The organism is Paraburkholderia sp. 35.1, from assembly GCF_050436525.1.
Taxonomy (GTDB): Bacteria; Pseudomonadota; Gammaproteobacteria; order Burkholderiales; family Burkholderiaceae; genus Paraburkholderia; species Paraburkholderia tuberum.
The window spans coordinates 1,521,465-1,543,619 of sequence record NZ_JBNDMJ010000002.1; the positions used below are offsets into that span (position 1 = coordinate 1,521,465).

General features: G+C 66.2%; 19 protein-coding genes. 10 read left to right on the forward strand and 9 right to left on the reverse strand.

Features of this window, described 5'->3' with window-relative positions; genetic code table 11:
• Nucleotides 1-77 precede the first annotated feature (77 nt).
• From OKW27_RS13000 to OKW27_RS13025, 6 genes are all read right to left on the reverse strand, one after another.
• A complete protein-coding gene (locus tag OKW27_RS13000) occupies nt 78-1,379 on the reverse strand; it encodes an NCS2 family permease (RefSeq protein ID WP_429333695.1) in 1,302 nt (433 codons plus the stop codon).
• Between the two features lie 165 nt (nt 1,380-1,544).
• Nucleotides 1,545-2,039 (reverse strand): YaiI/YqxD family protein, encoded by a 495-nt coding sequence (locus OKW27_RS13005; protein WP_090806534.1) that lies wholly within the window; start codon nt 2,037-2,039, stop codon nt 1,545-1,547.
• 143 nt (nt 2,040-2,182) lie between these two features.
• A complete protein-coding gene (locus OKW27_RS13010) occupies nt 2,183-2,449 on the reverse strand; it encodes a DUF4148 domain-containing protein (RefSeq protein ID WP_090806533.1) in 267 nt (88 codons plus the stop codon).
• Between the two features lie 214 nt (nt 2,450-2,663).
• The gene (locus OKW27_RS13015) at nt 2,664-3,434 is read right to left on the reverse strand and encodes a slipin family protein (protein WP_090806531.1); all 771 of its coding nucleotides are present in this window, start codon (nt 3,432-3,434) and stop codon (nt 2,664-2,666) included.
• On the reverse strand, nt 3,431-5,059 hold the full coding sequence (locus tag OKW27_RS13020) for an NfeD family protein (protein ID WP_429333696.1): 1,629 nt from the start codon (nt 5,057-5,059) through the stop codon (nt 3,431-3,433). Before OKW27_RS13020 ends, OKW27_RS13015 begins: the two co-directional genes overlap by 4 nt.
• Before the next feature lie 85 nt (nt 5,060-5,144).
• Entirely contained in the window at nt 5,145-6,191 is a 1,047-nt protein-coding gene (locus OKW27_RS13025) for an AraC family transcriptional regulator ligand-binding domain-containing protein (RefSeq protein WP_429333697.1), read from the reverse strand.
• Between the two features lie 222 nt (nt 6,192-6,413).
• Here OKW27_RS13025 and OKW27_RS13030 point away from each other — a divergent pair, with 222 nt between their 5' ends.
• The 10 genes from OKW27_RS13030 to OKW27_RS13075 all read left to right on the forward strand — a co-directional run bounded on the left by OKW27_RS13030 (nt 6,414) and on the right by OKW27_RS13075 (nt 18,883).
• A complete protein-coding gene (locus tag OKW27_RS13030) occupies nt 6,414-7,547 on the forward strand; it encodes an acyl-CoA dehydrogenase family protein (RefSeq protein ID WP_429334592.1) in 1,134 nt (377 codons plus the stop codon).
• A 153-nt stretch (nt 7,548-7,700) separates the two neighbouring features.
• A complete protein-coding gene (locus OKW27_RS13035) occupies nt 7,701-9,392 on the forward strand; it encodes an AMP-binding protein (RefSeq protein ID WP_429333698.1) in 1,692 nt (563 codons plus the stop codon).
• Between the two features lie 117 nt (nt 9,393-9,509).
• Nucleotides 9,510-11,051: a CoA-acylating methylmalonate-semialdehyde dehydrogenase gene (locus OKW27_RS13040; RefSeq protein WP_429333699.1), complete on the forward strand. Its 1,542-nt coding sequence runs from the start codon at nt 9,510-9,512 to the stop codon at nt 11,049-11,051.
• 31 nt (nt 11,052-11,082) lie between these two features.
• Nucleotides 11,083-12,000, forward strand: coding sequence for a 3-hydroxyisobutyrate dehydrogenase (gene mmsB, locus OKW27_RS13045; protein WP_429333700.1), 918 nt, complete (start codon nt 11,083-11,085; stop codon nt 11,998-12,000).
• Nucleotides 11,997-12,797 carry an enoyl-CoA hydratase gene (locus OKW27_RS13050; protein WP_429333701.1) on the forward strand — a complete coding sequence of 267 codons (801 nt, stop codon included), beginning with the start codon at nt 11,997-11,999 and terminating at the stop codon, nt 12,795-12,797. Before mmsB ends, OKW27_RS13050 begins: the two co-directional genes overlap by 4 nt.
• Complete coding sequence (locus OKW27_RS13055; protein ID WP_429333702.1) at nt 12,794-13,957, forward strand: enoyl-CoA hydratase/isomerase family protein; 1,164 nt, start codon at nt 12,794-12,796, stop codon at nt 13,955-13,957. Before OKW27_RS13050 ends, OKW27_RS13055 begins: the two co-directional genes overlap by 4 nt.
• Before the next feature lie 300 nt (nt 13,958-14,257).
• Complete coding sequence (locus OKW27_RS13060) at nt 14,258-15,901, forward strand: hypothetical protein (protein ID WP_429333703.1); 1,644 nt, start codon at nt 14,258-14,260, stop codon at nt 15,899-15,901.
• Complete coding sequence (locus OKW27_RS13065) at nt 15,901-17,178, forward strand: hypothetical protein (protein ID WP_429333704.1); 1,278 nt, start codon at nt 15,901-15,903, stop codon at nt 17,176-17,178. The genes OKW27_RS13060 and OKW27_RS13065 overlap by 1 nt, the downstream gene beginning before the upstream one ends.
• A gap of 179 nt (nt 17,179-17,357) precedes the next feature.
• Nucleotides 17,358-17,540 carry a CsbD family protein gene (locus OKW27_RS13070; protein WP_018425391.1) on the forward strand — a complete coding sequence of 61 codons (183 nt, stop codon included), beginning with the start codon at nt 17,358-17,360 and terminating at the stop codon, nt 17,538-17,540.
• Nucleotides 17,541-17,788: 248 nt separating this feature from the next.
• Entirely contained in the window at nt 17,789-18,883 is a 1,095-nt protein-coding gene (locus OKW27_RS13075) for an AI-2E family transporter (RefSeq protein WP_090806509.1), read from the forward strand.
• A 48-nt stretch (nt 18,884-18,931) separates the two neighbouring features.
• On the opposite strand, the gene OKW27_RS13080 is transcribed toward OKW27_RS13075, so the two are convergent.
• The 3 genes from OKW27_RS13080 to OKW27_RS13090 all read right to left on the reverse strand — a co-directional run bounded on the left by OKW27_RS13080 (nt 18,932) and on the right by OKW27_RS13090 (nt 22,032).
• Nucleotides 18,932-20,215 carry an MFS transporter gene (locus tag OKW27_RS13080; RefSeq protein WP_184011232.1) on the reverse strand — a complete coding sequence of 428 codons (1,284 nt, stop codon included), beginning with the start codon at nt 20,213-20,215 and terminating at the stop codon, nt 18,932-18,934.
• 66 nt (nt 20,216-20,281) lie between these two features.
• The gene (locus OKW27_RS13085; protein ID WP_429333705.1) at nt 20,282-21,118 is read right to left on the reverse strand and encodes a siderophore-interacting protein; all 837 of its coding nucleotides are present in this window, start codon (nt 21,116-21,118) and stop codon (nt 20,282-20,284) included.
• Between the two features lie 68 nt (nt 21,119-21,186).
• Nucleotides 21,187-22,032: a PadR family transcriptional regulator gene (locus tag OKW27_RS13090; protein ID WP_429333706.1), complete on the reverse strand. Its 846-nt coding sequence runs from the start codon at nt 22,030-22,032 to the stop codon at nt 21,187-21,189.
• Nucleotides 22,033-22,155 lie beyond the last annotated feature (123 nt).

The following is a 22,155-nucleotide window of genomic DNA, read 5'->3' on the forward strand; positions in this document are numbered from 1 at the left end:
ATCATCATTCGAAACATCGGATGATAAACGGTCCCCGAAGCCGACGACACATTCGACCCCCCGGCCGCGCGACCTCCTCATTCGCTGCCGAGATAGAAATACCGGAACAGGAAAATCGCCGCGATGATCCACACGACCAGCTTCACCTGGCGCGCCTGGCCCGTCAGCAGCTTGAGTCCCGCGTACGAGATGAAGCCGAACGCGACGCCGTTCGCGATCGAGTAGGTGAACGGCATCAGCAGCGCGGTCAGCGCGGCCGGCACGACTTCGGTCGCGTCGTCCCACGGCAGGTCGACCAGTTCGCGCAGCATCAGGCACGACACGTACAGCAGCGCGGGCGCGGTCGCATACGGCGGCACCACTTCGGCGAGCGGCGCGAAAAACAGCGCCGCGACGAACAGCACGGCGACCGTGATCGCGGTCATGCCGGTACGGCCGCCGACCTGCACGCCCGATGCGCTTTCGATATACGCCGTCGTCGACGAAGTACCGAGCATCGAGCCGGCGAGAATCGCGGTGCTGTCCGCGAGCAGCGCGCGGTTCAGGCGATGCATCTTGCCTTCCACCAGCAGCCCCGCGCGGTTCGCGACGCCCATCAGCGTGCCGGTCGCATCGAACAGCTCGACGAGGAAGAACACCAGCACCACGTTCAGCACGCCACTCGACAGCGCGCTGCGGATATCGAGCTGGAACAGCGTCGGCGCGATCGACGGCGGCGCGGACACGATGCCGTGAAACTGGTTGCCGCCAAAGAAAAAGCTCAGGATCGTCACGCCGACGATACCGATCAGGATCGAACCGCGCACACGCATATGATCCAGCGTGACGATGCCGAAGAAGCCGACCGCCGCGAGCACGACGTGCGGGTCATGCAGATTGCCGAGCGTGACGAGCGTGGCCGGATTGCCGACCACCACGCCGGCCGACTTCAGCGAAATGATCGCGAGAAAGAGACCGATGCCGCCGGTGATCGCGATGCGGATCGAATGCGGGATGCCCTTGACGATCACCTCGCGCACGCGGAACAGTGTGACGATCAGGAACAGGCACCCGGAGATGAACACCGCGCCGAGCGCGGCCTGCCACGTGTAGCCCATGCCCTTGACGACCGTGTATGCGAAGTACGCGTTCAGGCCCATGCCGGGCGCAAGCGCGATCGGGTAGTTCGCGTACAGACCCATGATCAGCGACGCGAGCGCGGCCACGAGGCAGGTCGCGACGAACACCGCGCTCTTCGGCATGCCGGCGTCGCCGAGAATCGCCGGGTTCACGAAGATGATGTAGGCCATCGTCAGGAAAGTGGTCACGCCGGCTAGCACTTCGGTGCGCAGGGTGGTGTCGACGGCGTCGAAGCCGAAGTAGCGTTTGATCGAGTCCATGTGGCGGGTTTCCTCTCTTTCGTCGTTCAGACAGTGTTTTTGTCATCGAGGCGGTGACAGAGCGGCGCAGCAAGGCAGGCCGCGCGGCGGCGTTACGACGGAATTGTAATCACGCATGGCAGCGCCCCGGCGCCTGTGGCGGCGCCAGCAGGCCGCCCGGGCCCGTCAGGCGGGCGGCTTGCCGTGCGACTGTGGCGCCTGCGCATCACCGCGAGGCGCCTGACGCGCGAGCCAGCGATCGAGTTCGCCAGCAAACGCCTTGCCATCGCGCGCGCTGAAGGCGGCCGGTCCGCCCGTGTCGACGCCGCTCGAGCGCAACTGGTCGAGCATCGAGCGCATGCGCAGCCGTTCTTCGATCGTTCCGGGCGTGTACCAGTTGCCGCGCGGATCGAGCGCGTGGGCATTTTTTGCCAGCACGGCGGCGGCGAGCGGGATGTCGGCGGTGATCACGAGGTCGCCCGCGACGACGCGCTCGACGATCAATTGATCGGCGGCGTCGAAGCCGGCCGGCACCTGGATCGCGCGGATCAGCGGCGACGGCGGCACGCGCAGGAACGAATTGGCGACCAGCGTCAGCGGCATGCCGGTCCGGCGCGCCGCGCGATACAGCATGTCCTTGACGACGGCCGGGCAGGCGTCGGCATCGACCCAGATTGGCATGGTGCGGGTTCCGGCTGTGTGCGGCTGGTTTGCTGCGTGGGGGATGGAGGGACCGGATGATACCTTGGCGCGACGCAAGCCTTGCCATGCCGCTCGCGGCGGGCGGCATTCAGGCTGCTGCGACTACGCCAGCCGCGACCGCTTTACTGCACGGCCGTCCGGGCGTTGCCTTGCTGCTGCTCGCGGTGTTGCGCGACGATGCGGCTCGCGCGCTGCGCGTTCTCCGGATAGTCGATCCAGTCGAACGGATCGTAGCCGGCGGCGAGCCATTCCGCGAGGTCAGCGCGGACCTGGGCGCGCGTTTTCGGCGCCGACGGGTCGGCGGGCTGCGTCACCGCTTGCGCGTAGACGGTGCTGATACCCACGGCGGCCAACAGCGCGCCGAGTCCAATGCGGGAAGACAGTTTCATGGCGGGCTCCTGCGGAGCGGAAAAACAGCCGGACCTGGTGGTTTTTCGGTGCGCCGGGTAAGGCGGTACAAGCAACGCACCACTTCTGCCGGCAAATCGAACCCGCCGCGAGCCTCGTTCGCCACGTCAGCGCAAGCAACGCGCAAGCGGGCGGGTATGCCGAAAAGTCGACGCTAATCCGCGCCGAATGGATGTCCTGACAAATATCGTCCTATCACGCCGATGGCTTGTTGAAGCGTTCCAGCCCCGCACTCACGAGGTCGATCGGCAGCGGAAACACGATCGTCGAGTTCTTGTCGGCGGCGATCGTCACCAGCGTCTGCAGATAGCGCAACTGCATCGCCTGCGGTTGCCGCGCGAGCGTCTGGGCCGCCTCCAGCAACTGCTTCGATGCCTGCAACTCGCCTTCCGCGTGAATCACCTTCGCGCGCCGTTCGCGCTCGGCTTCGGCCTGACGCGCAATCGCGCGGATCATCGTTTCATTGATATCGACGTGCTTGATCTCGACGATCGATACCTTGATGCCCCACGCGTCGGTTTGCGAGTCGAGCACTTTCTGGATGTCGGTGTTCAACTGCTCGCGCTCCGACAGCAGCTGGTCGAGGTCGTGCTTGCCGAGCACCGCGCGCAGCGTCGTCTGCGCCAGCTGGCTGGTCGCCTCGAAGTAGCGCGCGACCTGGATCACCGCCTTCTCCGGATCGACGACGCGGAAATACACGACCGCGTTGACCTTGACCGATACGTTGTCGCGCGTGATCACGTCTTGCGTCGGCACGTCGAACACGATGGTGCGCAAATCCATGCGCACCGCCTGCTGCACGATCGGAATGATCAATACGAGCCCGGGCCCCTTGACCTTCCAGAAGCGGCCGAGCATGAACACGACGCCGCGTTCGTACTCGCGAAAAATCCGCACCGACGACGCAATCAGCACGACCACGAGCAGGATCAGGATGCTGCCGAAGCCGAATGTGAAGCCGATCATGAGCGTTCTCCTTGTAAGGCGTCGACCGACGTGACGGGCACCACGGTCAGTGTGAGGCCGTTGCGCGCCGTCACGCGCACGCTCTGACCCGGTGCTGCCGGCGTGGTGCTCGAGACGCGCCAGCGCTCGCCGTGCACGCGCGCCCAGCCGGCCAGCGGGCCGCCCGCCGCGTGTTCGGGTTCAGGCAGCAAGCCGCCGTCCAGCACCACGCCGAGGCAGCCGATCAGCGCCTCCGAGCCCGTCACCACCGGCCGCCGCCGCGCGCGCAGCGCGAGCCGCGACACGCCGAGCACGAACGCGACGCTGAACACGACGACCGCGGCGATCAGCGGCAGCGGGATGCCATAGCCGGGCACGCCGGTATCCATCAGCATCGTTGCGCCGACCACGAACGCGACTACGCCGCCGAAGCCGAGCGAGCCGAAGGTCGGCAGGAACGCTTCGCCGATCAGGAAGGCAATGCCGAGAAAGATCAGCCCGAGGCCGACGTAGCTGATGGGCAGCATCTGCATCGCGAACAGGCCGAGCAGCAGGCTGATCGCGCCGACTACGCCGGGCAGCACGAAGCCCGGATTGGCGAATTCGAAGAAAAGGCCATACATGCCGAGCATCAGCAGAATCAGCGCGACGCTCGGATCGGTGATCACGGCGAGAAAGCGGCTGCGCCAGTCGGGTTCGAGCGTGATCAGCGGCGCATGCGCGGTGTGCAGCGTGACGCTGCCCGCGCTCGTGACGTACGTGCGGCCGTCCACCTGGCGCAGCAGGTCCGGCACGTCGCGCGCGACGATATCGACGACGTGCTGCGCGAGCGCTTCCTCATCGGACAGGCTCACCGCTTCGCGGACCGCGCGCTCGGCCCACTCGGCGTTGCGGCCGCGCATCTGCGCGAGGCCGCGGATGTAGGCGGCGGCATCGTGAACCTGCTTGCGCAGTTCGGTCGATTGGGTGTCGAGTGGCAGAGCGCTCGCGGCTTCGGATGATGCGCCGGGTGACGCAGGCGCAGGCGCGGACGCGCCGCCAGGCAGCGTGCGCATGTGCGGCAGCCCCGGCGTACCTGGGGTGGCTGGCGTTGCCGGCGGGCCGCCGGCGGGCGGCTCGTTGCCGCCGATGCCCATCTGGATCGGCGTCGCGGCGCCGAGATTGGTGCCCGGCGCCATCGCCGCGATATGGCTCGCGTAGACGATGTAGGTGCCGGCGCTGGCCGCGCGCGCGCCGCTCGGCGCGACGAAGGTCGCGACCGGCACCGGCGAGGCGAGGATCGCCTTGATGATCTGCCGCATCGACGTATCGAGGCCGCCGGGCGTGTCGAGTTGCAGGACCGCGAGCTGTGCACGCTGGCTGGCCGCGCGCTGCAAGCCCCGCACGATGAAATCGGCGGTGGCCGGTCCGATCGCGCCATTCACCGGAATCACGACGACGCTGTTGGCGGTCGCGGCGGCGACGTTCGCCGCGCTCGCCGCATTGGCCGCTTGCAGCGGCGCCAGCGCTTCGCGCGTCGCGAAGCCGAACGCGCATAGCACGCCGAGCACGGCGATGCCGCGCATCAAACGGCCCACGATGCCGCCGCGGATAAGCGGCCTGCGCGGACCGGACTGCCGGAGCGGGAGACGCGGAGTCGTGTTCATCGCTGACGGCCGTCGCGCCAGCCGGTGCGAACCGGCGGCGCGGGCCCATACCCTCGATCAAGGCTGGCCTGTTGCCGCTTAAAGCTTAGTCCGATTCGGCGCGTCGCGTGAGATCGAGCCCCGCGGCCCGGGCCGGCCGGTAGTCGGTCGGGCGCATGCCGGTCCATTTGCGGAACGCGCGATGAAACGCGCTCGGCTCCGCGAAGCCGACGGCGTTGGCGATATCGGCGATGGTGCGCTGCGTGCGCTGCAGTTCGGCGATCGCGATGTCGCGCCGCAGCGCGTCCTTGATCGACTGATACGTGTGGCCCTCCTGCTTCAGGTGCCGCCGCATCGTCGCCTCGGCGACGTGCAGGCGCGCGGCCATCTGATCGGCCGCGGGCCAGCCCGACATCGGCAGCGCGCGCAGCGTCTTGCGCACGCGCGCGGCGAGCGAACCCGGATTGCGGTACTTGACGATGAAGCTGCCCGGCGCATCGCGCAGAAACGGCCGCGCCGAGCGCGAAGTCTGGATCACCGGCAGTTCCAGAAACGCAGGGTCGAGATCGACGGACGACTCCGGCTCGTCGAAATACATGTCTTCGCAGAACATCAGCCGGTATTCGTGCGCGGCCGGCGGCGCGGCGCAGCGAAAGCGCGCTTCGAGCAACGGAATGCGCCGGCCGACGAGCCAGCACACGAGCCCGTACACGAGGATGAAATACGTCGCGTAAGCGAACATCGCCGGCTTGCGCGTGCCCGCGCGCTCGACGAACTTCAGGCGCACGCGCTGCGCGTCGGTGTCGATCGTCGCGCCGAGATCGTCGAGCACGAGCCGCATGAAGCCGACCGCGCGCGCAAGCGCCTGCGCGCCGTTGCGCGCGCCCAGCGCCGTCTGCGTCATCGCGATGAAGCTGCCGCATTTCATCGGATGCGAGTCCTGGCCGAAGAATTCGTCGTCGAGCGCGCGTGCGATGCCGGCCCACAGCGCGCCGTATTGCGCCGACGATACCCGGCTTTTCGGCGACGCGAGCATCGCCGCGGCAATGCCGGCCGCTTCGGCGAGCGTTCGCGCGTCGAGGCCGCGCGCCGTCGCGAGCGCGAGCGTTTCCTCGACGAGACTGACGGAGATCGTGCCTTTGTCGCTTTTCATCGGGATTCGGCTTTTCTGGCAAAAGCGCTCAGCATAGGCTGGGTCGTGGTTCATGAAGCCCCCTGAAATGGCGAGGCTCCATGCACGTGCATGGTAGCAGTATGGCAAAAGCGCTCAGCAAGAATGAGCGGAGCGAGCATCGAACGGCGCGGGCCGCTTGCCTACACTTCCCGCATCACCGCGATCGCCAGCACGGCCGTCAGCACCAACGAGGACGCAGTCATGGACAGCTTCTACACCGACGAACAACGGATGATCCGCGACGCCGCGCGCGACTTCGCGACCGAATGCCTCGCGCCGCACGCGGCGCAATGGGATCGCGACGCGCAACTGCCGGCGGGGGTCGTCGCGCAGCTGGGCGAACTCGGCTTTCTGGGCATGATGGTGCCGGCCGAGTGGGGCGGCTCCTACACCGATTACGTCGCCTATGCGCTCGCGCTGGAAGAGATCGCGGCCGGTTGCGCCGCCTGCGCGACGCTGATGAGCGTGCACAACTCGGTCGGCTGCGCGCCGATCCTGAACTTCGGCAGCGCCGCGCAGAAAGACCGCTATCTGCGCGAGCTCGCCATCGGCCGGACGATCGGCGCGTTTTGCCTGACCGAGCCGCAGGCGGGCTCCGAGGCGAACAATCTGCGCACCCGCGCGGAGCGGCGCGACGGGCAGTGGATTCTGAACGGCAGCAAGCAGTTCGTGACCAACGGCGCGCGTGCCGGTCTCGCAATCGTGTTCGCGGTCACCGATCCCGAGCGCGGTAAGCGCGGCCTGTCCGCCTTCATCGTGCCGACCTCGACGCCGGGTTTCGACGTCGGCCGGCCGGAGCACAAGCTCGGCATTCGCGCGTCCGACACCTGTCCGATCTCGCTCGATCAGTGCGCGGTGCCCGAGGCCAATCTGCTCGGCGAGCCGGGCGAGGGTCTGCGCATCGCGCTGTCGAATCTCGAAGGCGGACGCATCGGCATCGCCGCGCAGGCAGTCGGCATTGCGCGCGCCGCGTTCGACGCCGCGCGCCGCTACGCGAACGAGCGCGAACAGTTCGGCAAGCCGCTGAAAGACCACCAGACGATCGCGAATATGCTTGCCGACATGGCGACGCGCCTGAATGCCGCGCGCCTGCTCGTACATCACGCGGCACGGCTGCGCTCGGCGGGGCGGCCGTGTCTGTCGGAGGCGTCGCAGGCGAAGCTTTTCGCGTCGGAGCTTGCGGAGGAGATCTGTTCGAACGCGATCCAGATTCATGGCGGCTACGGCTATCTGGAGGATTATGCGGTCGAGCGCCACTATCGGGATGCACGGATCACGCAGATTTACGAAGGGACGAGCGAAGTGCAGCGGATGGTGATCGCGCGCCATGTTTGAGGGCGGCGTTTGAGCGCACAATAGCCTGGCCGTGGATGCTCGCCTGGATCTCCGCGGCGAAAAAAACCGAGCGCGCCCCGCGCCACTCGCAACTACGTTGCATGAGACCGAAGTAAGCGCTAAAGCGCTAACTCTGGTCGACAGGAGACGACGATGACAGCAGCGAAAGCCTTTCTCGAAGCGCGCGATCTGCTAGTGCGCCATCGCACCGACTACGAGCGCGCGTACCGCGAATTCGCGTGGCCCGCGCTCGGCGAGTTCAACTGGGCGCTCGACTACTTCGATGCGATCGCGCATGACAACGACAACCCCGCGCTGTGGATCGTCGACGATCCTTCCAGCGACGGCCTGCGTCTGTCGTACGCGCAGATGTCGGAGCGCTCGTCGCGGATGGCGAACTTTCTGCGCGGCGCGGGCGTCGGCCGCGGCGACCGTGTGCTGCTGATGCTGCCGAACCGCGTCGAGCTATGGGACGTCATGCTCGCCGCGATGAAGCTCGGCGCGATCGTGCTGCCCGCCACCACGCAGCTATCCGCCGAGGACGTGCGCGACCGCGTGCAGATCGGCGGCGCGAAGTTCGTCGTGGTCGACAGCGCGGAGCTGGGCAAATTCGATGCGCTCGACGTGCCGCTCACCCGCCTGTCGGTCGGTGCGCCGCGCGACGGCTGGATCGATGTTGCCGCCGCGTACGAGGCTTCGCCGCATTTCACGCCGGACGGTGTCACCCACGCCAGCGATCCGCTGTTGCTGTACTTCACGTCCGGCACCACCTCGAAGCCGAAGCTGGTCGAGCATACGCACCAGAGCTATCCGGTCGGGCATCTGTCGACGATGTACTGGATCGGCCTGCAACCCGGCGACATCCATTGGAACATCAGCTCGCCGGGCTGGGCCAAGCACGCGTGGAGCTGCTTCTTCGCGCCGTGGAACGCGCAGGCCTGCGTGTTCGTGTTCAACGTCCCGCGCTTCGTGCCGAAAGACACACTCGCCGCGCTCGTGCGCTTCAACGTCACCACGCTGTGCGCGCCGCCGACCGTCTGGCGCATGCTCGTGCAGGAGCCGCTCGGCGACTATCCGGTGAAGCTGCGCGAAATCGTCGGCGCCGGCGAGCCGCTGAATCCGGAGGTCATCGAGCGCGTCAGGCACGCGTGGGGCATTACGATTCGCGATGGCTACGGCCAGACCGAAACGACCTGCCAGATCGGCAATTCGCCGGGCCAGCCGGTCGTGGCCGGCTCGATGGGGCGTCCGTTGCCGGGCTACCGGGTCGAGCTGCTCGACGCCGACGACCAACCGGTCGGCGAAGGCGAAATCGCGCTGCCGCTTGCCGAACGGCCGCTCGGCCTGATGACGGGTTACGCGAACAACGCCAACGCGACCGCGCAGTCGATGCGCAACGGCCTCTATCGCACCTCGGATGTCGCGCTGCGTCGCGACGACGGCTACTACGTGTACGTCGGCCGCTCGGACGACGTGTTCAAGTCGTCCGACTATCGCCTGAGTCCGTTCGAACTCGAAAGCGTGCTGATCGAACACGAGGCGATCGGCGAGGCGGCCGTCGTGCCGAGCGCGGACGCGTTGCGTCTTGCGGTGCCGAAGGCGTTCGTCACCGTGCGTCACGGCTACGAAGCCGGTCCCGAACTCGCGCGCGCGGTGTTCGCGTTCTCGCGTGAAAAACTCGCGCCGTACAAGCGGATTCGCCGTCTGCAATTCAGTGAACTGCCGAAGACGATCTCCGGCAAGATCCGCCGCGTCGAATTGCGGCGCCGCGAAATGGAGCGCGCAGCCGAGCCCGCGCGTCTGCCGGACGAGTATTGGGAAGAGGATTTTCCCGACTTGCGGTGACTGTCTTTATTCCTCGCCATTGCTGGTTTGCCGCCCCGGTTTGAATCGCACGCGTTGAATTCGAGCTTCGGATTCGACGCGTCGGGGCACTGTTTTCTAAATCACAGGAGTTTCAGCATGAGCACCCTTGCTTCGAACGAGACCGGCCGCGACGTTGCCGGCGCCGTGGCCACCGTCAAACTGCTGATCAACGGCGAGTTCGTCGAATCGAAGACGACCGAGTGGCGCGACATCGTGAACCCGGCCACGCAGGCGGTCCTCGCGCGCGTGCCGTTCGCGACCGTCGCGGAGGTCGACGCGGCGGTGCGCAGCGCGCACGCCGCGTTCAAAACGTGGAAGGACACGCCGATCGGCGCGCGCATGCGCATCATGCTGAAGTACCAGGCGCTGATTCGCGAGCATATGCCGCGCATCGCGAAGACGCTGTCGGCCGAGCAGGGCAAGACGATTCCCGATGCCGAGGGCGACATCTTCCGCGGTCTGGAAGTCGTCGAGCACGCGTGTTCGATCGGCACGTTGCAGCAGGGGGAGTTCGCCGAGAACGTCGCCGGTGGTGTGGACACCTACACGCTGCGCCAGCCGCTCGGCGTATGCGTCGGCATCACGCCGTTCAATTTCCCCGCGATGATCCCGCTGTGGATGTTCCCGATGGCGCTCGTGTGCGGCAATACCTTCGTGTTGAAGCCATCCGAGCAGGACCCGCTGTCGACGATGCAGCTCGTCGAACTGGCGCTCGAAGCCGGCGTGCCGAAGGGCGTGCTGAACGTCGTGCACGGCGGCAAGGAAGTCGTCGATGCGCTGTGCACGCATGAACTGGTGAAGGCGATTTCGTTCGTCGGCTCGACGGCGGTCGGCACGCACGTGTATCGCCTCGGCAGCGAACACGGCAAGCGAGTGCAGTCGATGATGGGCGCGAAGAACCACGCGGTCGTGCTGCCCGACGCGAATCGCGAACAGACCCTCAACGCGCTCGCCGGCGCCGCGTTCGGCGCGGCCGGTCAGCGCTGCATGGCGAGTTCGGTGGCGGTGCTGGTCGGTGCCGCGCGCGAGTGGCTGCCCGAACTCGTCGCGAAGGCGAAGACGCTGAAGGTCAACGCGGGTCACGAGCCGGGCACCGATGTCGGGCCGGTCGTGTCGCGCGCCGCGAAGCAGCGCATTCTCGGTCTGATCGACGCGGGCGTGAAAGAGGGCGCGACGCTCGTGCTCGACGGCCGCGATGTGAACGTGCACGGCTACGAGCAGGGCAACTTCATCGGCCCGACGGTGTTCACCGACGTGACGGCCGACATGGAAATCTACCGCACCGAAATTTTCGGGCCGGTGCTCGCGGTGCTGAACGTGGCGACGCTCGACGACGCGATCGCGCTCGTCAACGCGAACCCGTTTGGCAACGGCGTTGGCCTCTTCACGCAAAGCGGCGCGGCGGCGCGCAGGTTCCAGAGCGAGATCGATATCGGCCAGGTCGGCATCAACATTCCGATCCCGGTGCCGGTGCCGTTTTTCAGCTTCACCGGTTCGCGCGGCTCGAAGCTTGGCGATCTCGGTCCCTATGGCAAGCAGGTCGTGCAGTTTTACACGCAGACCAAGACGGTCACCGCGCGCTGGTTCGACGACGACACCGTCAACGATGGCGTCAACACGACGATCCGCCTGCGTTGAAGGCACTGAGGGCACACCCGGAGACGACACCATGAAAATAGGCTTTATCGGACTCGGCAATATGGGCGCGCCGATGGCGCTGAACCTGCTGAAGGCGGGCCACGCGCTCAACGTGTTCGACCTCAGCGCGCAAGCTGTGCGCACGCTCGTCGACGCGGGCGCGCAGCCGGCCCGCTCACCGCAAGCCGCCGCGAGCGAGGTCGAATGCGTGATCACGATGCTGCCCGCCGCGGCTCACGTGCGCAGCGTGCTCGTCGCGGACGATGGCGTTCTCGCCGGCATCGCGCCGGGCGTGCCGATCATCGATTCGAGCACGATCGATCCCGCCAGCGTGAAAGCGTTTGCCGAACTCGCCGCGGCTCATGGCAACAACTTCGTCGACGCCCCGGTCTCGGGCGGCACCGGCGGCGCGGCGGGGGGCACGCTGACCTTCATGGTCGGCGGCAGTGCGAGCGCGTACGAGCAGGTCAAGACAGTGCTGTCGGCGATGGGAAAAAACATCGTGCATTGCGGCGACACCGGCACGGGCCAGGTCGCGAAGATCTGCAACAACCTGGTGCTCGGCATCTCGATGGCGGGCGTCGCCGAGGCGATGTCGCTCGGCGAGGCGCTCGGTATCGACACGAAGGTGCTCGGTAGCATCATTAATACGTCGACCGGGCGCTGCTGGAGTTCGGACACGTATAACCCGATGCCGGGCGTGATCGAGACCGCGCCGTCCTCGCGCGGCTATACCGGCGGCTTCGGCACCGACCTGATGCTGAAAGACCTCGGCCTCGCCACCGATGCCGCGCGCGGCGTGCGTCAACCGGTCTATCTCGGCGCGCTCGCGCAGCAGCTCTATCAAACGATGAGCGCGAACGGCGCGGGGCGCCTGGACTTTTCGGCGGTGATCAAGCTGTATCGCTCGCGTGAGCGCGGCGCTAACGGCCAGGGAGGCACGCAATGATCGACCTCGATTACGCACATGACGGCGCCGTTGCTTTGATCACGTTGAAACGGCCCCCCGCGAACGCTTTCACGCCTGACGGTCTGCTGCAATTGCAACGCACCGTCGAGCAGTTGAACGCCGATGCGCGCGTGCGCGCGCTCGTGATCACCGGCGACGGTCCGAAGTTTTTCAGCGCGGGCGCCGATCTGAACACGTTCGCCGACGGCAATCGCGAAGTCGCGCGCACCGCGGCCGCGCGTTTCGGCGCGGCCTTCGAGGCGCTGCAGAACGCGCGGCCCGTCGTCATCGCGGCGCTCAACGGCTTTGCGATGGGCGGCGGTCTCGAATGCGCGCTCGCCTGCGATATCCGCATCGCCGAGCAGCATGCGGTGCTGGCGCTCCCCGAGACGGCGGTCGGTCTGCTGCCATGCGGCTGCGGCACGCAGACGCTGCCGTGGCTCGTCGGCGAAGGCTGGGCCAAGCGGATGATGCTGACCGGCGAGCGCGTCGATGCGGCGACCGCGCTCAGCATCGGTCTCGTCGAAGAAGTGGTGGAGCGCGGCGCCGCGCGTGAGGCCGCATTGAACATGGCGCAGCGCGTCACCGGTTTGAGCCCGCAGGCGGTCAGCTTCAGCAAGGAGCTGATCCATCAGGCGCGGCATGGCGTGCCGCGCGCCGCCGCGCTCGCGCTAGAACGCGAGCGCTTCGTCGATCTGTTCGATGGCGCCGATCAGCGCGAGGGCGTCAACGCGTTCCTCGAAAAACGCGCGCCGCGCTGGCAGACGAGCCGTGCATCGCGGGAGACGCAGCGATGAGCACTTTGCGCGGCTTTGCGGTCGAAATGCGCGCCGCGACGAACCCGCAAGCCGAACCCGACGTGCTGTTTCGCGTCGTCAACCGCGTGGCGATCATCACGCTGAACCGGCCTGCCGCGCTCAACGCGCTGTCGCACGCGATGGTGCGCGAACTCGCGGTGCTGGTCGAGCATTGCCGCACCGATGCCGGGATCGTCGCGCTGGTGCTGAAGGGCGCTGGCGACAAGGGCTTTTGCGCGGGCGGCGACGTGCGTGAGGTACATCGGCTCGCGACGCAGGGCGACCCACGCTGGCTCGCGTTCTTCGTCGACGAATACCGGCTCGATTACGCGTTGCACACGTTTCCGAAGCCGGTGGTCGCGCTGCTCGACGGCATCGCGATGGGCGGCGGCATGGGCCTCGGCCAGGCGGCGCGGCTGCGCATCGTGACCGAACGCAGCCGCATCGCGATGCCGGAGACGCGCATCGGCTTCGTGCCCGACGTCGGCGCGAGCCGCTTTCTGAGCGTGATGTCGGCCGAGCTTGCGCTGTATGTCGGGCTGACCGGCGCGACGCTAGCGGGCGCCGACGCGATGCGCCTGCAACTGGCCGACCTGTGCGTGCCGGCCGACTGGCTCGCGAGCTTCGAGGAACGTTTGCAGCGCATGTCGCACGACGGCGAGCGCATCGACGCGCTGCGCGCCGTGTTCGAGCCGCCGTGCAATATCGTGCCGCACGCGCCGCTCGGGGCGCTGACGCAACTGATCCTGCGCCACTTCGACCGGCGTTCGGGCGTCGAGCGCATCGTCGCGACGCTGCGTCAGGATCTCGAACGCGAACCGCCGCGCGAGGTGCGGCAATGGCTGCAAGCGACCTACGACGCACTGACCGCCCATTCGCCGACGATGCTGCACGTGACGCGCGAAGCGCTGCTGCGCGGCCGGCAGATGACGCTTGCCGATTGCTTCCGGATGGAGCTCGGCATCGTGAAGCGCTCGATCGAGGAAGGCGATTTCCGCGAGGGCGTGCGCGCGCAACTGATCGACAAGGACCGTCGGCCGCGCTGGTCACCGGCGACGCTCGCCGATGTGCAACCCGAGCGCGTGCGGCATTTCCTGAGTTCGCCGTGGCATGGCGACGCGCATCCACTGGCGGCGCTGGGCGCGGAGCATGGCGACTGACTTGCGCGGCGTATCGCATGCCGCGCGGGGCGCGCGGCCCGGCGCACCCGCGCCCGCCCTTAGGTCTGCTTGGCATGTCCCGCCCATCAGCCGCCGGTGCCAATTGTGGTCTGGCGGACACAGACTACGCGCGCCAATTGACATCTTTCCGGGCGCAATCTTAGATAGATAGTTCAGCCCCGTCCCGACCGGCAAAGCCTGCTCGCAGCCCTCATCACGGCGCTCGTCCGACCTACGGTGCGTTTATACGTCACCGCTTCCCGCATTCCCGTGCTCTTGATCGATCAGGAGGCAATGCGTATGGAAAAGCCGTCAGATGAGAATCGCCGCTCCAAACCCTTCGGCGACAAACCCGCTTCCCATCTCGAGCAGGGCCCTCATGCAAAAAAGCTCGTCCTCACTGCGCTAGGCGGCATTGCGGTTCTGGTGGGCAGCGGTATCTACTGGGTGGTGACATTTTCGCATCGCGTGCCGGATGCGGATTGCTTTCTTCCCGGCATCGAGTGCGTTAAAAAGATCGCCGCGGTGATGAAGGAAGTCAGCGACGCGGATCGCGCAACCAGCATGGGCGAGAGCTGGCTGCTTGCGTTGCTGGTCACGGCCTTCACGTTCCTCGTGTTTTATGTCCACATTTGCCGTGGAGAAGAAGAACGGGCGCGGACCCTCGCGGAACGCGAGTTCGAGGAGAAGAAGCGTATCGCGGAAGAGGAAGGCGAGGCCGCTTCCGACGTCGACTCCCGCTCGAAGGGTGTAGTCGGCATCCTGCGAAGCTGGTTCGCGTCGCGCTGGTGCATTCCGGTGTTCTGCTACGTCCCCGCGGTATTGCTGTTCGGCGGAGAGATATGGGAGGGCTATACCGATGCGGTCGTACTCGCATTGGCGCTCGCCGCCATTTACGTGGCCGCCGAACACTATTGCGCGCTCGAGCAGCAACGCAAGCTCGTCGACGAGCAGGAAGCGGTGCTCGAGACCATCCGCAAGGAACTCAGCGACAAGGTGGCCAGCATCGATAACGCGATGGGAACCCGCTATGGTCTTCGCGTGATCTACGACGCCTATCGCGACCCGAACCACGACCAGTCCCGCGCAGAGGAGAGGAAGCGCTTGCAGCCGGGCGCGGCGCACCAGGCTCACGGCGGCGCGGCGAACGTTCAGGAGTCTGAAAAAGGCATTTTTTCGATCTATCGTTTCTTCGATATCGACAAGCAATGGTGGGCGCGCGAGTCCTGGGACGGCTATCGCAGCAGCCCCGCGGCGACGCTCTATCGGACCTTGAAGGAAGGCGCGCGCACGAAGATGACGCTGGTGACGCCCCTCGAATATCCCGAGTTCGACGACGGCTCGATGCAGGACAAGGCACTCTTCTTCGGCAAGTTCATTGGACTCGTATGGCATTACGTCGTGCTGTGGCACGTACGGCGCGCGCTCGAGGCCGACTCGAAAGACGTCGTGTGCGAACACAAGATCCGCATTGCGCAGACTTCGCTGTGGCTGCATGTGGTCGACCGGACCGTCTATCAGATTCTCGGCGACGATCGCGGCAAGGACGTCAAGGTGCGCAACCTGACGCACGACATGGATGAGATCTCGGTATCGCTCGCCCGCTGGGCCAAGCGTGAAATTCAAACGCTGGCGGCGCGTGGCCCGACCGTCGAGGAGTACATCTGCACCTGCCTGACCGATGCCCATCAGGCCATACCCGCGGACGGCGCGGCCACCTTCGGACAGAACGAGGATCACATACTCGAAAGACTCGGATTCAAGGAATGGGCGAACGAAGGAGACGCGCCATCGGGAATTCGCAAGCGAGTGTTGGCCGCGCGCTGCAAGGGATTGATCCGGGATGCCGTGGCGATCATCGCCACGTCCGAGCCGGGGCAGACGGCGAGCATCGACGGCCAATGCGATCCGTCGATCGAAGAGATAGCAGCGGAGGTCGAGTGATGACTACTTCCATCGATGCGATGCTGGCCGACCTGGAGATCATCAGCGACCTGGTGATGTCCATCGTGGTACCGACGAAAAACACGGACCGCTCGAACTTCACGACGCCGATCTCGCTGATGGTCAGACACCACCTGGTCGGCGGGCAGTCGCCGCTTGCCGGTCGCGACGTGCGCGGTCTCGTCGACCGGCTCAAGCACTGCGCCGGCGCGCTGTGCAAGGTCGGATCGGGCAAGAAGCTGCTCGCCGATTCGCAGTTGATGCGGGGCATTCCTGCGGCGCCATATCAGGCGAATCAGTTCTACGTCGAGTTGCTGACGGCGGTGTCGCTCGGTCTTTACTTTCTCGGCGTGCCGATTGGCGAGCCGTGGGACCTGGTGCAGACCTGGGCCGACGAGGAGGGGGGCGGGCTACCAAACGGCATCTGCGTGGCGAAGGCGATCGGCGATATCGTGCGCTCGTCGCGCAAGTGGCATCCCACGCTGCCGGTGGAAGCCGATGCGAACGAGCGCGCCAAACGCAGGGCGTCGACGGATCTGATCGTCCATTCGTTCCTGCCGATGATCCTGTTTCGCGATCTGATCCTGTGGGGCGGCGGACAGCCGGAACCGGAGAATTCCGGGCTGCCGGAACATCCGTCGATCCGCAGTCAGACGGCGACCGGACCCACCGAAGGCGACGAGTCGGATGAACGGTCTTTGCTCGTGCCGTCGATCCATGCGTTGGGCCGCTGTTACGAAGTGTTGCAACTGCAACTTTACCTGAGGGCCGGTTATCCGATTTACTATGCCGTGCCAGAGGCCATTCTGAAGACCGAAATCTTGCGGTCCTGTGCGGCGGGAAAATCCACCGAGGAGTGCTGGGAAGAAATGTGCACGTTCCTGCGTGACAAGATCTTCCGCGGCAAGCTGCCCGACGCCGGCAATCTGCAGAAGCAGTGCGTCTACGTGATCGACCGGACCAAGCCTCCCGCGTGCTTCATCAATCACGATGCGGGGCTGCTGACCTTCGAAGGCATCGATCTCGACGTGGGCAGCCGCGAACTGCCGCTACCGGCGAGTTACATGCTCGATGAACGCAGGGAGCGCTACCGCAAGAGAGTGCTTTCGTTCAAGCCGGCCGATGACGAAGCCGCGCTGCGAAACCTCTTGAATGGCGCAAAGAACAAGGAACTTTTCAAGCATATCTTTCATGGCGCGAAAGATGATCATCCTGATCCGGCTCACGGCAAGGATGCCGCCAACGACGCCGCGAAGGACACCGTCACGGTGAGGTGACGATGCGCGGCGCACTGGGTATCGGGAACGCCGGATGCTAGGAATTTTAAGGTTGCTCCGACGCGGATCGCCTCTGGCGAAGCGATCCGCGCCATAACGAGGCGCGTCGCGCCGTACGTTGGCTGTTTCGTTGCAACGCCAGCAGGCAACTCCACAGTCAAACCTAGCAGGAAGGCACCATGGACAGGAATCGTGTAGAAGGTACAGCGAAGGAGCTCAAGGGCTCGGTCAAGGAAGCGATTGGCAAGGTCACCGGCAATCGCGCGAAACAGGCCGAAGGAGCGGCCGAAAAAATAGCCGGCAGGATACAGGCGAGAATCGGCGAAGAAACCGAAGAGGTACGAGAGCGTGTGAAGAGTTAGCGAGCCGAAACTTCACGTACCCGCAGCTTCATTTATCCCGCCCCCCGGTTTCGGGCGCATCAAGTCAGGCACGCAAGCCGTGCAGTGACGCACCGCGTGCGTAGCGCCTCGCACGCTGCCGGTGCTCGCCGCGTCGCGCCCTCGCGGCGCGGCGTTCGACACCCGGAACGTGTAAATTTCTGTTACGGTCCAGAGTCAGCCGGCGCACTCGTCGCGCCGGCGCCGCATCGCCCATTCGAGGACGCTTCATGCTGGGATTCGACGTCGGCGCGGCCAGGAAAGTCTGGACCGCGTCTCTGCTCGCGCTGCTATTTTTCCTCATCTATATCGCGTCGACGACGGTGCTCGTCGTCGTGTTCGCGGTGTTTTTCAGCTATCTGATCTACCCGATGGTGGTGCTGGTCGAACGCGTGAGGCCGCGCCGCATGCCGCGCGTCGTGTCGATCGCGGTCGTGTTCGTCGTCGTGGTCGCGCTGCTCGCGGTGGTTGGCTCACTGTTCGGCGTGGAATTGCAGGATCAGGCGACGCGCCTCTTCACGCAACTGCCCGCGCTGCTGCGCACCGATGTGCCGAACCGTTTTCCGCTGCCGCATTTTCTCGAACCGCTGCGCGAGCGGATCGTCGATTTCGTGCGCAGCCAGATCGAGACCGGCTCGGACAACGCCGTGCCGTTGGCGCGCAGCCTCGGGCTCGGCGTCGTCCACGCGGCGAGTAACCTGATCTACCTGGTGCTGATTCCAATCCTGAGCTTCCTGCTGATCAAGGACGGCGAACGGATGCGCGACGCGTTTCTGGGTTTGCTGAACAGCCGGCATCGCGTGCTGTGGAACGAGATCGTCGTCGATCTAAACGTGCTGCTGTCGAAGTACGTGCGCGCGCTGCTGTTTCTGTCGCTCGCCACGCTATTTAGCTACGGCGTCGTGTTCTCGCTGCTCGGCGTGCCGTACGCGTTTCTGCTCGCGGTCAGCGCGGGGCTGCTCGAATTCGTGCCGTTCGCGGGGCCGCTTGCCGCGGTCGCGATCACGCTCGTGGTCGCCGTGTTCAGCGGCTATCCGCACCTGTTGTGGCTCGTGATTTTTATCGGGCTGTACCGGCTGTTCCAGGACTACGTGCTCAATCCGTATCTGATGAGCGAAGGCGTCGAGGTCAGTCCGTTTCTGGTGATCGTCGGACTGCTCGCGGGCGATCAGCTGGGCGGCGTCGCTGGGATTTTTCTCGCGGTGCCCGTGATCGCGACGCTGAAAATCGTGATCGGCCGGGCGCGCGTGTTTTACTCGGCGTCGCACGGGCAGGGCGAGGCCGCGCGGCGCGCGCTGACGGGCAGCACCGACGATGAGGCGTAACGCGCGGCGCGCAGTTGGCGCAGCGACACCGCGCGCTGCCTGGCATCGCTAACCTTCTCCAGCGATGTGAGCTTCGATGCCGGCGCGAGGCATCGTCGCGCCAGCGGCGCTGGCCGCCGCCACTTCGCGCGGCACGCCCTTCACGCGCGAGACCCACAGCACCGCCGCGCATGCGACCGCCACCGCCGCCCAGCCGACGGTTCCATACCCGGCGATGCGGCCATCAGCCGACGTGCTCAGCATCAAGCCGCCGAGCCACGCGCCAGTGCCGGTGCCGAGCGCCTGCAGCGCGCTGTTCGCGCTCAGGAACGCACCGCGTCGCGCGGGCTCGGGGACCGTGGTCAGCAGTGCCTGCATCGGCACCATGCGGCCGTTCATCAACACGAGGAAGCACGGGAAGAACAGCACGAGCGCGTAGAACGGCAGGTTCGGCAGATGCGTGATGAACAGCACCGGCACGAACGACAGCAGCGCCGCGCAGCGAAACACGCGCTGCGTGCCGAAGCGGTCGGCGAATCTGCCGACGAGGCGCGACGTGAAGAAGGTCGCCGCACCGCCGGCCATGTACAGCCACGACAGCTGTCGCGGCGCGACGCCGTGATTGGCGACCAGCATCGGCGCGATGAACGGGATCACCAGCATGTGCGCGATCATCATCATGAACGTCAGCGCGAACGCGTTCAGATGGCTTCGGTTGCTCAGCAGGCGCCACAGCTCGGGCAGTACTTCCGCGAGCGGCGGCTGCCGGCGGCTCAGATGCGCGGCCAGCGAGGGCACCTGTTGCGAGGCCGCGAACCACACCAGCAGCGACAACGCGACCAGCAGGAAGAACGGCGCCGCCCAGCCGAACTGCGCGCCGAGCATCACGCCGGCCGGCACGCCGGCGATCGCCGCGAGCGAGAACGCGGTCATGATCGTGCCGGTCGCGGCGCCGCGCCGTTGCAGCGGGATCACGTCGCCGACGATCGCCATGATCACGGAGCCGAGCACGCCGCCGGTGATGCCCGCGAACGCGCGCGCGGCGAGCAGCAGCGCGAAGCTCGACGCGAGCGCGCACGCGAGGTTCGACAGCGCGAACAGCGCGTAAATGGTGAGCAGCAGACGGCGCCGGTCGAAGCGGTCGATATAGGTCGCCGCGAATAGGCCCGAGAGCCCCGAGCACCACGAATACGCGGATACGGCCGTCGCGAACGCGGCCGGCGCGATCTGGAACGCGCTCATGATCTGCGGGCCGAGCGGCATCATCACCATGAAGTCCATGATGATCGTGAACTGCGTGAGCGCGAGCAGCCACAACAAACGACGCTCGTGCCGTGCAGTGATTGAGTACATCGCTTGATTTCCTTTTGTCGTTGTTCGAAGTACGCCGCTAATGCCGCGAGCCACGCGAGCAGAAGCTCAGTCGTCGATCGTTTCGTGGACCGCGACCGCGCCCTGTTTCCAGTAGCTGGCCGCGCGAATCCGCGTTTTGTCGACGCCGCGCTCGCCGCACAGATGTTGACGCACCGCGCGGATCGTCGCCGCTTCGCCGGCGGCCCACACATAGCCTTCACCGTTCACCGGCAGCCAGGTATCGCGCACCGCGTGCAACAGCGCTTCGCTGCGCGCGCCGGTCCGGGTGTCGGCTTCGCTGCGATAGCACCAGACGAGGTGCAGCTCGGCCTGCGTCGTGAACTCGATGCGCGCCGACGGATCGGCGACCTCGATCACCGCGGCGACGCGCGTGCCGGCCGGCAACTCTTCGAGACGGCGCGCGATCGCGGGCAGCGCGGTGTCGTCGCCGATCAGCAGATGCCAGTCGAAGCCGGTCGGAATCACCAGCGAACCGCGCGGGCCGCCGACGCCCAGATACTGGCCGGCCTGCGCCTGGGCGGCCCACGTCGCCGCGGGGCCCGCGTCGTGCATCGCGAACTCGATGTCGAGCTCGCGGGCGTCGCGATCGAAACGGCGCGGCGTGAAATCGCGCGCGGTCGGCCGCTTGCCTTCCGGGAACACCGGGCCGTTGGGGCCGGCTTGCGGCAGCGTAGGTTTGTCGGCGCCGGGGTCGGGGAAGAAGACCTTGATGTGGTCGTCGAACGAGGCTGAGACGAAGTCGTCCAGATCGGCGCCGGTGAAGGTCACGCGAATCAGGTGCGGCGTCAGCGCGCGCACCTGCTTGACCTGCAGCAGACGAAACTTCAACGGATGCCGTACGCGATGCACGGCGAGATCAGGGCGAGTGTTTTGCTCTTGCATGTGGGCGATGCTCCAGTTCGGTTCGGGAGGACGCGCGGGTCGCCTCGTGGACGGGCGCGCGCGCGTTGTCAGGTGGTCGGCTCGCTGTCGTTGCCGGGCTTTGCGATGTCGCCACGGTTGCCGCCTTCGATTTCTTTGGCCGCGCGCATCAGGATCGCTGCGATGCGGCGCTGTTCGTCGGCCGGCGCGTTGTCGCGGCGCAGCAGCGCGTTCTTCAGCGTGCGGCGCGCTTCATTCAGCTCGGGCACCCAGCCGCCTTCGCTGACGTCGGCCGGCTCCTCGCCGGCAAACGCGCGGCGCACCGAATCCATCTTGCGTGCGATATGCGAGAGTCGCGCGAGCATCAGCTCGACGCGCTCGCGGTTCGCGGCCAGATATTCGCGGCCCGCATCCGCCAGCTCATAGCGCTTGCGGTTGCCTTCGAGCTGCACGGTGACGTAGCCGAGTTCTTCGAGATAGGTCAGCGCTGGATAGACCATGCCGGGGCTCGGGCTGTAGAAGCCGTTCGAGCGCGTTTCGAGCGCCTTGATCAACTCGTAGCCGTGACTCGGCTGCGCTTCGATCAGCGATAGCAGCAGCAGTTGCAGATCGTCGGAGCTGAATTTGCGGCCGCGCGGGAAACCATCGCCGTCGCCGCCGAAGCCGCCGGGGCCGCCGGGGCCGCCGCCACCGTATCTGCCCGGACCGCCGAAACCACCGCCGAAGCGCGAGCCACGGCCGCCGAAGCGCCACTCGTGATGGCGGCCAAAGGCGTGACGCAAAACGTGCAGCAGGTAGTGGTGGCGGGCGCCGGAGGATGCTTCGGCGGCGCCCAGGTCGGCGACTTCGCTCGCCTGCGGCGACGGAAGGCGGAAACCGGCGTGAAAGCGGTCGCGCGCGCCGCGCGGACCGGAAAAATGATGAGGATGACGCATCTGGGACTCTCCTATGAGTGTCGTAAGATGCATCTTAAGATATATATCTTAAGATTGTCTGTCAAACTCTTTTTGCGGTGGTATCGGCGCACAACAAAGTTTGCGGCATACGAAAACCCCGCC

Bases quoted from the DNA above. Each gene is read 5' to 3' on its own strand.
- OKW27_RS13005 (WP_090806534.1), bottom strand. From the start codon at position 2,039: ATGCCAATCTGGGTCGATGCCGACGCCTGCCCGGCCGTCGTCAAGGAC.
- OKW27_RS13070 (WP_018425391.1), top strand. From the start codon at position 17,358: ATGGACAGGAATCGTGTAGAAGGTACAGCGAAGGAGCTCAAGGGCTCG.
- OKW27_RS13035 (WP_429333698.1), top strand. From the start codon at position 7,701: ATGACAGCAGCGAAAGCCTTTCTCGAAGCGCGCGATCTGCTAGTGCGC.
- OKW27_RS13040 (WP_429333699.1), top strand. From the start codon at position 9,510: ATGAGCACCCTTGCTTCGAACGAGACCGGCCGCGACGTTGCCGGCGCC.
- OKW27_RS13020 (WP_429333696.1), bottom strand. From the start codon at position 5,059: ATGAACACGACTCCGCGTCTCCCGCTCCGGCAGTCCGGTCCGCGCAGG.
- OKW27_RS13000 (WP_429333695.1), bottom strand. From the start codon at position 1,379: ATGGACTCGATCAAACGCTACTTCGGCTTCGACGCCGTCGACACCACC.
- mmsB (WP_429333700.1), top strand. From the start codon at position 11,083: ATGAAAATAGGCTTTATCGGACTCGGCAATATGGGCGCGCCGATGGCG.
- OKW27_RS13030 (WP_429334592.1), top strand. From the start codon at position 6,414: ATGGACAGCTTCTACACCGACGAACAACGGATGATCCGCGACGCCGCG.
- OKW27_RS13090 (WP_429333706.1), bottom strand. From the start codon at position 22,032: ATGCGTCATCCTCATCATTTTTCCGGTCCGCGCGGCGCGCGCGACCGC.
- OKW27_RS13010 (WP_090806533.1), bottom strand. From the start codon at position 2,449: ATGAAACTGTCTTCCCGCATTGGACTCGGCGCGCTGTTGGCCGCCGTG.
- OKW27_RS13085 (WP_429333705.1), bottom strand. From the start codon at position 21,118: ATGCAAGAGCAAAACACTCGCCCTGATCTCGCCGTGCATCGCGTACGG.
- OKW27_RS13025 (WP_429333697.1), bottom strand. From the start codon at position 6,191: ATGAAAAGCGACAAAGGCACGATCTCCGTCAGTCTCGTCGAGGAAACG.
- OKW27_RS13060 (WP_429333703.1), top strand. From the start codon at position 14,258: ATGGAAAAGCCGTCAGATGAGAATCGCCGCTCCAAACCCTTCGGCGAC.
- OKW27_RS13065 (WP_429333704.1), top strand. From the start codon at position 15,901: ATGACTACTTCCATCGATGCGATGCTGGCCGACCTGGAGATCATCAGC.
- OKW27_RS13080 (WP_184011232.1), bottom strand. From the start codon at position 20,215: ATGTACTCAATCACTGCACGGCACGAGCGTCGTTTGTTGTGGCTGCTC.
- OKW27_RS13050 (WP_429333701.1), top strand. From the start codon at position 11,997: ATGATCGACCTCGATTACGCACATGACGGCGCCGTTGCTTTGATCACG.
- OKW27_RS13055 (WP_429333702.1), top strand. From the start codon at position 12,794: ATGAGCACTTTGCGCGGCTTTGCGGTCGAAATGCGCGCCGCGACGAAC.
- OKW27_RS13015 (WP_090806531.1), bottom strand. From the start codon at position 3,434: ATGATCGGCTTCACATTCGGCTTCGGCAGCATCCTGATCCTGCTCGTG.
- OKW27_RS13075 (WP_090806509.1), top strand. From the start codon at position 17,789: ATGCTGGGATTCGACGTCGGCGCGGCCAGGAAAGTCTGGACCGCGTCT.